Below are 12859 nucleotides of genomic sequence, written 5' to 3'. Positions count from 1 at the left end.
CCCTTCGCGGTTGACAACTCTCCCCCCCTCGCTTAGCTGCCCGGCTTCTCCCGGCGGACCCTGCGTTCGTGGGGTACACGTATTTGGAAAGTGACAAGGGCCATGTTCGCAGTCGTGCGTACGGGCGGCAAGCAGTATCGCGTCGCCGCCGGAGATAAGATCGTCATCGAGAAGATCGAGGGCGATGCAGGTGCGTCGGTGACGCTGGGTGACGTTCTGCTGGCGGGCGAAGGCTCGGAGCTGCGGTCCGTCGAGGGCTTCGTCGTCGCTGCAGAGATCATCGCGCAGGCGAAGGCGGACAAGGTCATCGTCTTCAAGAAGCGTCGTCGTCACAACTATCGTCGTAAGAACGGCCATCGCCAGCAGCATACGATCCTGAAGATCGTCAGCGTTGGTGGCCAGACCGCCAAGCAGACCGAGGCTGATGCCCCGGCCGCTCAGGCATAAGGAGTAGCTTCAGATGGCACATAAGAAAGCAGGCGGCTCTTCGCGCAACGGTCGCGATTCGGCCGGTCGTCGCCTCGGCGTCAAGAAGTTCGGTGGCCAGGCGTGCGTCGCCGGCAACATTCTCGTGCGTCAGCGCGGGACGAAGTTCTACCCGGGCACGAACGTCGGTATTGGTACCGACCATACGCTGTTCGCGCTGGTCGATGGCCGCGTCGTGTTCAGCCAGGGCAAACTCGGGCGCAAGTTCTGCTCGGTCGAGCTGGCAGCGAACGACGTCGGCCAGGATGCTGGCGACATGGCAGCAGCAGCCGAATAACATCGGGTAACCATCCGGGTTGCCCACCAGGGTGACCCGGGTCGCGAAAGCGAACCTGAACAAGGGAGACGGGTCACCCCGGCTCCCTTTTTTATTGCTCCCTCCCCGCGGCTGTCGCGGTCCCGTCATCCCGACGTGGCATGCGCGCAGCCAATGACGCGATAGGAGAGAGCCGTGTTCGCGCGCACCAAGAGACTGACATTGCGGCCGGGTTGGCCTGAAGATGCGCCTGCATTGGCGCGGGCGATCGGCCATGAAAGCGTGGTCGCCAAGCTGGGCCGGGTGCCCTGGCCGTATGCGCTGGGGGATGCCGAGGCGTTTCTCGCTTGCCCCCGTGGAGCCCATGAGCCGCGTTTCCTGATCGAGACGATGGAGTTGGGTGAACCACGACTCGTCGGCGGTATCGGGATCAGCGATGTCGATCGAGGTTCGGCGAACCTCGGATATTGGTTGACCCCGGACTCATGGGGTCGCGGCTATGCTACCGAGGCAGGTCAGTCCGTGGTGTCGATGGCGCGCCATGCGCTCGGGATACGCCGGCTCACGGCGGCGCATTTCGTCGACAACCCGGCGTCGGGGCGTGTGCTGGCGAAGCTCGGGTTTCGGCCGACGGGGCGGATCGAGCCGCGGACGTCGCGCGGGCGTGGGGGTGAGGCTCCTGCGGTGATGTTCGAGCTGGATCTGGATGACGACCGATGTGCGCCGATGCCGCTCGCGGCGTAAGTCCGAGACTGGCCATCCTCTAAAGGTACACCACCCCGGCGAAGGCCGGGGCCCAACTGGAAAGGTCGCAGTAACGGAGCGATGACCTCCGTTCACAGCGTCCCCCAATTGGGCCCCGGCCTTCGCCGGGGTGGATTGATGTCAAAGGGCGGTCTGCGATCATGTTGTTCATGCCGCGACATCCTGACGAAAGTCAGGATGTCGGGTAACGGGTGCGGTCGTTGATGGCTCTGGATCCTGACTTTCGTCAGGATGACGGGAGAAGGTTTAGGCCACCGCCACGGCCACCGCCCGCTTCGCAACCGGCAGCACCGCCGCCTCGTACTCGCTCTCCGCCAGCCCAATCAGAGCGCGATCGTCATGCTTCCACGGGTGAAACCCCGGCAGGAAATACCCCGCCCAGACGCCGGCGATCTTGCGCGCCATCCCCGGATTGCCGAACGCGTACCACGCCATCCGCGCCCACACCTTCGGTCCGGTAAGCCCGTCCTGCCGCAACAGTTCCGCCATCCCCCGTGCGCGTCCGGTGAAGAAGCGCCACGTCGTGATCAGCATCACCAGCGACTTCACCCGCCAGCGCGTGAAGCGCGGCCAGCCCCGCGTTGCATGCAGCCACGTGTCGTAGGCGACACCCTTGTGCTCGATCTCCTCTGCGGCATGCCACAGCCACAGCGCTGCCGCCTGCTGGTCGCCGCCCGCGAGGTGTTTCGGATTCGCGATCAGTTCATGCGCCAGCATCGCGGTGAAATGCTCGAGCGCGGTGGTGGCGGCGAGGCTCGCGATCTCCGGGCGGCCCTTGGTCAGCGCCAGTGCCGCGTCGACATCGACGATGAGCGGCGCGACGTCGTACCCCTGGTCCGTGACGTGGCGGTTGAACGCGACGTGCTCGCGGGTGTGGATCACCTCCTGCTTGATGAAGGCGTTGATCTCGGCGTGAAGTTTCGGCGGCGTGCCTTCGCGGAACTTCCGGACGCTGTCGACGAAATAGCCCTCGCCCTTCGGAAACGTCACCGACAACGCATTGTAGAACGCCGTTGCGATCGGATCATCGTTCAGCCACCAGCGGCGAATCGCGGCACCGCGGCCGAAGCGGCGGTCGCGCGGGGTGATCGTCAGATCGGCAGGCGTGGTTGCTTTCGCCACGGAAACCTCCAAACAGGAATGAACACTCGTTACTTACATTGATGTAAATAGGTTTCCCGGTCCGTGACGTCAACACCTCGCAAGCGCCTCTCCCCCACCGAATCACGTGAAGCCGCCGTCGAGGCCGCGCGTGCGCTGCTCGTCGAGAGCGGCCCCAGCGCCGTCACGCTAAAGGCCGTGGCAGGCCGCGTCGGGCGCACGCACGCCAACCTGCTGCATCACTTCGGCTCGGCGGAAGCGCTGCATACCGCGCTGATCACGCGGATGGCGGCGGACATCGTCGGCACTATAGGTGCAGCGGTTCTGCGCGTGCGGGCGGGCGAGCTTGATCCGCGCGAGGTCGTCGAGATGACCTTCGATGCGTTTGGCAAAGGGGGCGCGGGGGCGCTGGCGAGCTGGATGATCCTGTCGGGCAATACCAATGCGCTTGATCCGATCCTGACCGCGATCCACGACCTCGTCGACGAGCTGGCGGAGGGTGACATGCCCGGCGATCAGCCGATCCAGGAGCAGACGCTGACGCTGGTGCTGATGGCGCTTGGCGACGCGTTGATGGGGGCACCGATGGCGCGCGCGCTGGGGCTGCCGGTCGGCAAGGCACGCGAACTCGCGCTCGATGCGCTGCTCGCCAGCAAGGACGCCGCCGCCCCAACCAACTGCTAACGTCGCCGAATCGCAGAGGGTGGAGATTTTCGCCAATTTCGCTATGGGGCGGCGATGCATTTTCTAGACCAAGCCAAGATCTACGTACGTTCGGGTGAGGGCGGCCCCGGTGCCGTCAGCTTCCGCCGCGAGAAATATATCGAATATGGCGGCCCCGACGGCGGCAATGGCGGCAAGGGCGGCGACATCGTATTCGAATGCATCGCCGGCCTGAACACGCTGATCGACTTCCGCTACACGCAGCATTTCCGCGCGCCCCGCGGCTCGGGCGGGTCGGGTTCGAACCGCACCGGCGCGGGCGGCAAGGACCTCGTCATCCGCGTTCCGCTCGGCACGCAGGTGCTGTCGGAAGACAAGGAGGAGGTGCTGATCGACTTCACCGAGGTCGGCCAGCGCGAAGTGCTGTTCCGCGGCGGCGATGGTGGGCGTGGTAACGCGAGCTACAAGACGTCGACCAACCGCACCCCGCGCCAGCACGGTACCGGCTGGCCATTCGGCGAGGCGTGGGTGTGGCTGCGGCTGAAGCTGCTCGCCGACGCGGGGCTCGTGGGCTTGCCGAATGCAGGCAAGTCGACCTTCATCAACCAGGTGACGAACGCGCAGGCCAAGGTCGGCGAATACGCCTTCACGACCACGCGGCCGCAGCTGGGCGTGGTGCGCCACAAGCAGCGCGAGTTCGTGGTCGCGGATATTCCGGGGCTGATCCAGGGTGCTGCCGAGGGCGCGGGGATCGGCGATCGATTCCTCGGGCATATCGAGCGGTGCCGGGTGCTGCTGCATCTGGTCGATGCGAACGACCGTGACGTGGCCGAATCGTACCGGATCGTGCGCGACGAGCTCGAGAATTACGGCGAGGGGCTCACCGACAAGAAGGTGATCGTCGCGCTGAACAAGATCGACATGCTCGATCCCGAATTGATCGCGGCGCTGTCGGCGGAGCTGGCGGAAGCGAGTGGCGCCGAGGTGATGGCGATTTCGGGGGCGAGCGGCGCTGGTATCGAGGCGGTGCTGGACCAGCTGATCGAGGCGATCGGGCCGGCGCCGGGCGCGGCGAAGGAACTGGAAGAAGGCGAAGTGCCGGTCGCATGGTCGCCGCTGTAGGCGCCGTCTTAGCCCTCTCCCCTGCGGGGAGAGGGTTGGGTGAGGGGCTGTTCCGGGCGGTACCGTTTGTGGCGGCCCCTCACCCCGGCCCTCTCCCCGCAGGGGAGAGGGAGCAGTGATGTTTCCGCCTTCGTCTTGCGCGCGGCTGATCGTGAAGATCGGGTCGGCGTTGCTTGTCGATCCTGACGGGAGTGTTCGGCGGGAGTGGCTGACCGGGCTTGTCGCCGACATCGCCGCTCGGACTGGTGAAGGCCAGCAGGTTGCGATCGTGTCGTCCGGCGCGATTGCCTTGGGTGCGCGCCGGCTTGGTCTGGCTAAGGGCGGGCGGGCGAGTCTCGAAGACGCGCAGGCCGCCGCGGCCACCGGCCAGATTGCGCTCAGCCAGGTCTGGGCCGAACTCCTCGCCGGCCAAGGGCTGAACGCCGCGCAAATTCTTGTCACGCTAGACGATCTCGAAGACCGCCGCCGCTATCTCAACGCCGCCGCGACGCTCAGCCGGCTGCTGTCCCTCAAGGTCGTGCCTGTCATCAACGAGAACGACAGCGTCGCGACCGAGGAAATTCGGTTTGGTGACAATGATCGCCTTGCTGCCCGCGTCGCGCAGGCCGCGGGTGCGCAGGGCGTGATCCTGCTGTCCGACGTCGATGGGCTCTACACCGCCAATCCGCATACCGATCCGTCCGCCACTCATATCGCCAGCGTGGGTCGGATCGATGCGGTTGCGGGGATGGCGGATGACGGCTCGGGTTCGGGAATGGGTTCGGGTGGGATGGCCTCGAAGATCGCCGCGGCGCGGATCGCGACGGGTGCGGGTATTCCGCTCGCGATCGCGTCGGGGCGGATCGAGCATCCGCTGTCCACCCCTGCCCGTCATACGATCTTCACCGCCGAAAGGACCGCATCTGCGCGGAAGGCCTGGCTTGCTGGTGGGCTGACCGCGAAGGGGGCGATCCATGTCGATGCGGGGGCTGCGGCTGCGCTTGGTCAGGGGCGGAGTTTGCTGGCGACTGGCGCGACGCGAATCGACGGGGGTTTCGCGCGGGGCGATCTGGTGACGATCGAGGGGCCGGGCGGGACTGTCGCGCGGGGGCTTGCGGAGTATGATGCGGCGGATACTGCGCGCCTGCTCGGTCATCATAGCGACGATCATGGGGCCATCCTTGGCTATGCGCCCCGGTCGGCGTTGGTGCATCGTAATCATCTGGCGCTCGTATGACCGGCCGGGTCTTGTTCACCCGCGAAAGCGGGTGCCCAGACTGGGCACCCGCCTTCGCGGGTGAACAATCTTCTTCGATTGGAGCGGCGTCGTGATCCTAGCCATCACCGGCGGCACCGGGTTCGTCGGCAGCCACCTGATCGATCACGCGCTGGAGACCGGGCACACCGTCCGTGCGCTCGCGCGGAAGCCGCAGGCCAAGCGCATCGGCGTGACCTGGATCGAAGGTGCGCTCGATCGCCCGAAGAGCCTTGCGACTCTGGTCGAAGGCGCGGACGTGGTCATCCATGTCGCCGGTGTCGTCAACGCCCCCGACCGGGCGGGCTTCGGCAAGGGCAACGTCGCCGGCACCGAAGGCATCCTCCAGGCGACCCGCGCCGCCGGCATCCGCCGTTTCGTCCATGTCTCCTCGCTTGCCGCTCGCGAGCCGACGCTGTCGAATTATGGCTGGTCGAAGGCCGAGGCGGAGACGCGTGTGCAGACGTCGGGGCTGGACTGGACGATTGTCCGCCCGCCCGCGATCTTCGGCCCGCGCGACCACGAGCTGCTGGACGTCTTCAAGGCGGCACGGTCCGGCTACATCCCGATGCCCCCGGCCGGCACGCGCGTTTCGTTGCTGTACGTCGAAGACCTGACCACGCTGTTGCTCGCGCTCGCCGAGAGTGCCGATGCGCCGTCGATCATGGAGCCCGACGACGGCGTGCCTAACGGCTGGGACAACCGCGATTTCGCGCGCGCGATCGGCGTGGCCGTGGGCAAGCCGGTCAAGGTCTTCTCGACGCCCCGCGCACTCCTGAAGTTAGCGTCCGCCGCGGACCGCCTCGTCCGTCGCAGCAAGGCCAAGCTCACGCGCGACCGGGTCAGCTATTTCTGCCACCCCGACTGGGTCTCGCACAAGCCGCCGCCGGCCGCGCTGTGGACGCCGTCCGTCCCGACTCGCCAAGCGCTCGCGCAAACCGCGGCGTGGTATCGCGCCGCCGGGCTGCTATAGCGCCGAAAAGCCGCCGCAATTCCCTGTCAGGGATCGTAGCGACACCGAAGGGATTATCATGAGCGACCGCCAGCAGATCTACGACACCGTCACCGCGCAGATCGAGCCGTTCAACAAAAAGGGCGTTGCCCTCGCCGATGCGACGACGTTCCAGGGCGACCTGGAGTGGGACAGCCTGACCGTCATGGATTTCGTCGCGGCGATCGAGGACGAATTCGACATCATCATCACGATGAACATGCAGGCCGAGATCGAGACGGTCGGCCAGCTGGTCGACGCGGTCGCGAAGTTGAAGGCCTGACCCCCCTTGCCGTTCGTACCGAGTAGGGATCGAGCGTAGCCGAGAGCCCGTATCGAGGTACATGTCCTTCGATACGCCATCTCGACAAGCTCGACGGCTACTCGGGACGAACGGTTGGGATACACATTCCAACCTCATGGAATCCTTAGAATGACCGAAGCCGCCACCACTGCCCACGCCCTCCCCATCGACGCTCCGGAGTTCGCCCCCGAACGCGACCTCATGTCGAAATTCGACGCGCTGATCGCCGAACGCGAGGCGCTGATCGCCAGTGGCGTGCGCAATCCGTTCGCGATCGTGATGGACGAGGTGAAGGGGCCGACCCAGGCGGTGATCCGCGGCAAGGACACGATCCTGCTCGGCACGTACAACTACATGGGCATGACGTTCGACCCCGACGTCATCCAGGCGGGCAAGGACGCGCTCGACGCGTTCGGGTCGGGCACCAACGGCAGCCGGATGCTCAACGGCACGTTCCACGATCATATCGACGTCGAGCAGGCGCTCCGCGAATTCTACGACATGACCGGCGCGATCGTGTTCTCGACCGGGTACATGGCCAATCTCGGGATCATCTCGACGCTCGCCGGCAAGGGCGAATACGTCATCCTCGACGCCGACAGCCACGCGTCGATCTACGACGGCTGCAAGCAGGGCAATGCCGAGATCGTCCGCTTCCGCCACAACGACGTCACCGATCTCGACAAGCGGCTTGGGCGTCTGCCCAAGGAAGCCGGCAAGCTGGTAGTGCTCGAAGGCGTCTATTCGATGCTCGGCGACATCGCGCCGCTGAAGGAGATGGTCGCGGTCGCCAAGAAGCATGGCTGCATGGTGCTGGTCGACGAGGCGCATTCGATGGGGTTCTTCGGCCCCAACGGGCGCGGCGTGTACGAGGAAATGGGACTGACCGACGAGGTCGATTTCGTCGTCGGCACCTTCTCGAAGTCGGTCGGCACGGTCGGCGGGTTCGTCGTGTCGAACCACCCGAAGTTCGAGATGGTGCGGTTTGCGTGCCGTCCGTACATCTTTACCGCCTCGCTGCCGCCGTCGGTAGTCGCCACCGCCGCGACCTCGATCCGCAAGCTGATGACCGCGCACGACAAGCGCGCGCAGCTCTGGAAGAACGCGCGCCGGCTGCACGGCGGGCTGAAGGCGATGGGGTTCAAGCTCGGCACCGAGACGTCCGACTCGGCGATCATCGCGGTGATCCTGACCGACCAGGAACAGGCGATCGCGATCTGGCAGTCGCTGCTGGAGGGCGGTCTCTACGTCAACATGGCGCGCCCGCCGGCAACGCCCGCTGGGACGTTCCTGCTGCGGTGCTCGTTGTGCGCGGAGCATACCGACGAGCAGATCACGACGATCCTCGGGATGTTCGAGGCCGCCGGGCGCGCGGTCGGGGTGATCGGCTAAAGCTCGTTCCTCCACTAAAGTGGAGGATTGAAACACCGGTGAAATGTTGGGACCGCACCGGTCCTCCGAGTCATTGCGCGTTGGCAACGACGCGTTAGGATGCCGGTCGTGAACCATGATGAGGTCGAGACTGCGGCCCAGCGGGGCGGGGAAAGGTGGCGCGTAGCCATGCTCGTCGCGATGGGTCTGCTCGGCGCCGCGGTGCTCGTCGCGCTCATCGTGACTCTCGGCAACGCCAACCGCCAGCGCGACCGCGCGCTCGAGCTTCAGGCGCACAGTTATGATGTGATGATCCTCGCCCGCACGCTGTCGGGCACGATCGCGCAGTCCGAAGCGTCGCTCGGGCGCTACGTCATCAGCGGCGACAAGCAGCTCGGTCAGCTCTATTTCGACGAATGGCTGCTGGCGGGGACGCAGATCGACCGGCTCGACCGGATCACCAACGACAATCCCGAGCAGCAGTCGCGCGTCGACCGGCTCCGCGCTGCCTATGATTCGCGCGGCCAGGAGCTGTCGATGACCGCGCTCAACACGAGCTACGGCAAGAACGGCCAGGCGCTCGCGCGCTATTATCAGTCGCGAAAATCACCGACGCTCGCCGAGATCAACACCACGCTCGACACGCTGATCGCCGGGGAGCGCGGGCTGCTCGACGACCGCACCGCCGCGGCAATGGGATCGGTCGAGCGCTCCAGCTGGGTCGCAGGCGTGCTCGCCGTCTTTGGCGTGCTGATCGTGCTGGGCGCGATCATGCTCGGCTGGCTGACGATCCGCGCTGTCGGCGAACGCGCGACCGCGCTGGCGGACGCCGAACTGGAGCGCGAGCGCGCCGACGAGCTGACCGCGGCCGTCGCCGTAGCGACCGCCGAACTGCGCATGCAGGAGGCCAAGCTTCGCCAGGTCCAGAAGATGGAGGCGGTCGGCCAGCTTACCGGCGGCATCGCGCACGACTTCAACAACATGCTGGCGGTGGTGCTGGGCGGGCTCGAACTCGCGCGCCGCAACCTAGCGAGCGATCCGGCCACCACGCGGCGGCATATCGACAGCGCCACCGAGGGTGCCAACCGGGCGGCGGCGCTCACCCGCCGACTGTTGGCGTTCAGCCGGGAAGACGCGCTGAAACCCGAGACGATCGATGCCGCCGCATTGGTCGCCGAAATGTCCGACCTACTCGACCGCACGCTGGGCGATGCGATCACGCTGGTGACGCGGAGCGAGGCGACCGACTGCTGCATTCGCGGCGACCGGGTCCAGCTGGAGAACGCGGTCCTCAACTTGGCGGTCAACGCGCGCGATGCGATGAACGGCCGCGGCACGCTGACCATCGTCACGGGGAGCGCCCTGCTGGACGCGCAGCAGATCGGCGAATGCGCGGCCGGCGAGCACGTCACGATCACGGTCGCCGACGATGGCTGCGGTATGACGCCGGACGTCGCCGATCGCGTGTTCGAGCCGTTCTTCACCACCAAGGCGGTCGGCAAGGGTACCGGTCTCGGCCTCAGCCAGATTTTCGCGCTGGTCCAGCAGCTGCACGGTGCGGTTGCGATCGCATCCGAGCCCGGCGAAGGTACCGCGGTGACGCTGTATCTGCCGCGAACCGCGGACGTCGTGGCCCTACCGGGCTCACCGGCCGAGATCGTGCCCCCAGGAATCGCTACAGCCGCCGCTAAAGCCATGGCCGCGCCGGCTCCGCCCACTCAGCGCGAAATTCTCGTCGTCGAGGACGATCCTCGCGTTCTCGCGGCAACGATCGATGCCTTGGAGGAACTCGGTTACCACGCGATCCCCTGCGACGATCCGCTGGCCGCGCCGGCATTGCTCGCCGCGAACGGGGCGATCGACCTGATCATCTCCGACGTGCTGATGCCGCGCCAGACCGGCCCCGAGATGATCGCGGCGCTGAGCCCGCTCTACCCGCATATCGCGGTGCTGTTCGTGACCGGGTTCGCGGGAGAGGTGAATGTCGCGCAGTTCGGCGGCCACGATGTGTTGCGCAAACCCTTTACGCTGACCGGGCTGGAACGCGCCGTCGCGACCGCGATGGCATTCGATCGACCGAGCGCAAGCGACTTGATCGCCGCCGAATAATGCTCCGGAGCGCGCCGCAGGCACGGTGCGATTGAGGATGACGCCTAGCGTGCGCCCGCCTATACCCCGCCTGACCATCGCCAGCCCAGCAGCCCGAGCCCCAATTCCGCATGAAATCCATCGACCGCTACATGGCCCGGCTGATCGCGGTGCCGCTTTTGTCGACGCTGCTGATCGCCGTCATGCTGTTCGTGCTCGATCGCATGTTGGGACTGTTCAATTTCGTCGCGACGCAGGGCGGGCCGATCAGCGTCGTCTGGCGGATGCTCGCGAACCTGTTGCCGGAATATCTCGGGCTGGGGATTCCGATCGGGCTGATGCTCGGCATCCTGCTCGCGTTCCGCCGGTTGGCGACCTCATCGGAGCTCGACGTCCTGCGCGGCGTCGGCATGAGCTACAATCGGCTGCTGCGCGTGCCCTACATGTACACCATGGCGCTGGCGCTGCTGAACCTGGCGATCGTCGGCTATGTCCAGCCGATCGCCCGCTATTATTACGAGGGTCTGCGGTTCGAACTGCGGACCGGCGCGCTCGGCGCGTCGATCAAGGTCGGTGAGTTCACCCAATTGGGCGACCGCATGACGCTGCGGATCGAGGAGAGCAAGGACAAGGGCCGCGAGCTGTCGGGCATTTTCGTCCACGCCCAGAGCCAGAATGGCGACTGGCTGGGGGTGACCGCCGAGCGCGGCAAGTTCCTCGCGACCGACGATCCCAACGTGATCATCTTCCGGCTGGCGAACGGCACGCTGATCCACAATCGGCCCGAATTCAAGACGCCCCGCGTGCTGACCTTCAGCAGCCATGACCTGCCGATCAACCTGCCCAAATTCGAGAGCTTCCGCGTGCGGGGTGGTCGCAATCTGGAATATACGCTGCCCGAACTCGCGCGGCAGGGCCAACGCGGCGCCACGCTCGAACAACGTGAAGGCAGCCGCTCGGAATTCCATTTCAGGTTGGCGGAGGTCGCCTCGATGTTCCTGCTGCCGCTGCTCGCGTTGGCGCTTGGCGTGCCGCCGAAGCGATCGACATCGGCGCTCGGCGTCTTCCTCTCGATCGTGATGATCGTCACCTATCACAAGGTGAATCAGTACGCCGCCGACGTCGGCGAACTCGGGCGAATCGACCCGATCGTCGCGCTGTGGGTGCCGTTCACGATCTTCGCCGGCCTCGTCCTGTGGATGTATTACACGATCGCCTACGTTCCCGGCGGTCAGCCGATCGGCGCGCTCGAACGCGTCTTCTCCAAGTCCTTCAAGGCCATCGCCAAGCGTATGCCCGGACGCCGCAAGGCCAGCGTCGCATGAAACTCGCCAGCTTCTTCCCTTCGCGAACCGTCGCGATCTACATGGGGCGGATGTTCCTGCTCCGGACGTTCGCCGTCCTCGCCGCGCTGGTGCTCGTGTTGCAGGCGCTCGACCTGCTGAGCGAGTCCGGCGACATCCTCGCCTTCCCCGGCAACGGCGATGCGCAGATCTGGCACTATGTCTCGCTGCGCATTCCGCAGATCATCGCGCGGTTCCTGCCGTTCTCGGTGCTGCTCGGGACGATCCTGACGCTGATCACGATGAACCAGAACAGCGAGATCGTCGCGCTGAAGGGGTCCGGCCTGTCCGCGCACCAGGTGCTCGCGCCGCTTCTCGTCGCCAGCCTCGGCGTGGCGGTGATCAGCTTCGTGTTCAGCGACCACGTCGTCGCGCGCGCGACCGCGACGCTCAACCAGTGGCAGAAGGTCAATTACGGCAAGCTGCCGATCGATCGCGGCGACCGGGCGAACGTCTGGGTGCGCGATGGCGACGACCTGATCGAAGTGGCGCAGATTCGCGGGCGCGGGACTGCGACGCGGCTTGGCGGGATTACGCTGTACGATCGCACCGGCGGCAATCTGGTCGCGATCTTGCGGGCGGATCATGGCCGGCGCGTCGCGAATGGCTGGCTGGTAGGGCCGGCGACGCGGTTCGAGGTGGCGCACGGCACCGTGACCAACCTCGGTTCGGTCGTGGTCGCCAAGGACGTGCGTCCCGATCAGTTCACGCTGGCCTCGGTCGATGCGGACGGGTTGTCGTTCGGCGCGCTGAAGTCCGCGATCGGCGATCTGTCCGACGCCGGACGGCCGACCAAGGGGCTCGAAGGCTCGCTCTGGCACAAGCTTTCGGGACCGTTGTCCGCCGTCCTGATGCCGCTGCTCGGTGCGGTCGCGGCATTCGGGATCGCCCGGTCGGGCAAGCTGTTCGTCCGCGCGGTGATCGGCATGGGCCTCGGTTTCGCGTTCTTCGTCGCCGACAACTTCGCGCTCGCGATGGGCAATCTCGGCGTCTACCCGCCGTTCCTGGCCGCCTGGGCGCCGTTCTTGCTGTTCTTCCTGATCGGCGAGGCCGTCCTCATCCGCTCCGAGGAATAAAAAAGGGACCGCGGCATGATGCCGCGATCCCTCTCCTTCTCAGTCATCCGACGATAGAG

Annotated in this window: 13 protein-coding genes; 12 read left to right on the top strand and 1 reads right to left on the bottom strand. The window is 66.0% G+C overall.

Annotated elements, in window-relative coordinates; translation table 11 throughout:
• The first annotated feature begins 102 nt into the window (after positions 1 to 102).
• The 3 genes from rplU (at position 103) to C8J44_RS17035 (ending at position 1486) form a co-directional block, all read left to right on the top strand.
• Entirely contained in the window at positions 103 to 447 is a 345-nt protein-coding gene (gene rplU / locus C8J44_RS17045; RefSeq protein WP_056065957.1) for a 50S ribosomal protein L21, read from the top strand.
• Between the two features lie 13 nt (positions 448 to 460).
• Positions 461 to 763, top strand: a complete 303-nt coding sequence (gene rpmA / locus C8J44_RS17040; RefSeq protein ID WP_060527420.1) for a 50S ribosomal protein L27 — start codon at positions 461 to 463, stop codon at positions 761 to 763.
• Positions 764 to 937: 174 nt separating this feature from the next.
• Positions 938 to 1486: a GNAT family N-acetyltransferase gene (locus tag C8J44_RS17035; RefSeq protein WP_259466916.1), complete on the top strand. Its 549-nt coding sequence runs from the start codon at positions 938 to 940 to the stop codon at positions 1484 to 1486.
• Between the two features lie 267 nt (positions 1487 to 1753).
• Here C8J44_RS17035 and C8J44_RS17030 read toward each other — a convergent pair whose 3' ends face one another.
• A complete protein-coding gene (locus tag C8J44_RS17030; RefSeq protein WP_121905535.1) occupies positions 1754 to 2629 on the bottom strand; it encodes a metal-dependent hydrolase in 876 nt (291 codons plus the stop codon).
• Between the two features lie 63 nt (positions 2630 to 2692).
• Here C8J44_RS17030 and C8J44_RS17025 point away from each other — a divergent pair, with 63 nt between their 5' ends.
• From C8J44_RS17025 to lptG, 9 genes are all read left to right on the top strand, one after another.
• Positions 2693 to 3292, top strand: coding sequence for a TetR/AcrR family transcriptional regulator (locus C8J44_RS17025; protein WP_060527422.1), 600 nt, complete (start codon positions 2693 to 2695; stop codon positions 3290 to 3292).
• A 54-nt stretch (positions 3293 to 3346) separates the two neighbouring features.
• Positions 3347 to 4393, top strand: a complete 1047-nt coding sequence (gene obgE / locus C8J44_RS17020; RefSeq protein WP_056055836.1) for a GTPase ObgE — start codon at positions 3347 to 3349, stop codon at positions 4391 to 4393.
• 118 nt (positions 4394 to 4511) lie between these two features.
• Positions 4512 to 5609, top strand: a complete 1098-nt coding sequence (gene proB / locus C8J44_RS17015) for a glutamate 5-kinase (protein ID WP_121905391.1) — start codon at positions 4512 to 4514, stop codon at positions 5607 to 5609.
• A gap of 91 nt (positions 5610 to 5700) precedes the next feature.
• Positions 5701 to 6600: an NAD(P)-dependent oxidoreductase gene (locus C8J44_RS17010; RefSeq protein WP_121905390.1), complete on the top strand. Its 900-nt coding sequence runs from the start codon at positions 5701 to 5703 to the stop codon at positions 6598 to 6600.
• A 58-nt stretch (positions 6601 to 6658) separates the two neighbouring features.
• Positions 6659 to 6901, top strand: coding sequence for an acyl carrier protein (locus C8J44_RS17005; RefSeq protein ID WP_056055832.1), 243 nt, complete (start codon positions 6659 to 6661; stop codon positions 6899 to 6901).
• A 150-nt stretch (positions 6902 to 7051) separates the two neighbouring features.
• Complete coding sequence (gene spt / locus C8J44_RS17000; RefSeq protein WP_121905389.1) at positions 7052 to 8314, top strand: serine palmitoyltransferase; 1263 nt, start codon at positions 7052 to 7054, stop codon at positions 8312 to 8314.
• Positions 8315 to 8482: 168 nt separating this feature from the next.
• Positions 8483 to 10402 (top strand): ATP-binding protein, encoded by a 1920-nt coding sequence (locus C8J44_RS16995; protein ID WP_121905534.1) that lies wholly within the window; start codon positions 8483 to 8485, stop codon positions 10400 to 10402.
• Positions 10403 to 10512: 110 nt separating this feature from the next.
• Positions 10513 to 11706 carry an LPS export ABC transporter permease LptF gene (lptF, locus tag C8J44_RS16990; protein ID WP_183128819.1) on the top strand — a complete coding sequence of 398 codons (1194 nt, stop codon included), beginning with the start codon at positions 10513 to 10515 and terminating at the stop codon, positions 11704 to 11706.
• Positions 11703 to 12800: an LPS export ABC transporter permease LptG gene (lptG, locus tag C8J44_RS16985; protein ID WP_121886600.1), complete on the top strand. Its 1098-nt coding sequence runs from the start codon at positions 11703 to 11705 to the stop codon at positions 12798 to 12800. The genes lptF and lptG overlap by 4 nt, the downstream gene beginning before the upstream one ends.
• The last annotated feature ends 59 nt before the right edge of the window (positions 12801 to 12859 follow it).

The sequence above is a fragment of the Sphingomonas sp. PP-CE-3A-406 genome (assembly GCF_003688625.1).
In the GTDB taxonomy this organism is placed as follows: domain Bacteria; phylum Pseudomonadota; class Alphaproteobacteria; order Sphingomonadales; family Sphingomonadaceae; genus Sphingomonas.
The sequence above is the reverse complement of the archived record's forward strand: the minus strand, read 5'-3'. Positions and strand labels throughout refer to the sequence as shown.

Coding starts and splice junctions, on each gene's coding strand:
- rpmA (WP_060527420.1), top strand. CDS start 461: ATGGCACATAAGAAAGCAGGCGGCTCTTCGCGCAACGGTCGCGATTCG.
- lptF (WP_183128819.1), top strand. CDS start 10,513: ATGAAATCCATCGACCGCTACATGGCCCGGCTGATCGCGGTGCCGCTT.
- proB (WP_121905391.1), top strand. CDS start 4,512: ATGTTTCCGCCTTCGTCTTGCGCGCGGCTGATCGTGAAGATCGGGTCG.
- lptG (WP_121886600.1), top strand. CDS start 11,703: ATGAAACTCGCCAGCTTCTTCCCTTCGCGAACCGTCGCGATCTACATG.
- rplU (WP_056065957.1), top strand. CDS start 103: ATGTTCGCAGTCGTGCGTACGGGCGGCAAGCAGTATCGCGTCGCCGCC.
- obgE (WP_056055836.1), top strand. CDS start 3,347: ATGCATTTTCTAGACCAAGCCAAGATCTACGTACGTTCGGGTGAGGGC.
- C8J44_RS17005 (WP_056055832.1), top strand. CDS start 6,659: ATGAGCGACCGCCAGCAGATCTACGACACCGTCACCGCGCAGATCGAG.
- spt (WP_121905389.1), top strand. CDS start 7,052: ATGACCGAAGCCGCCACCACTGCCCACGCCCTCCCCATCGACGCTCCG.
- C8J44_RS16995 (WP_121905534.1), top strand. CDS start 8,483: ATGCTCGTCGCGATGGGTCTGCTCGGCGCCGCGGTGCTCGTCGCGCTC.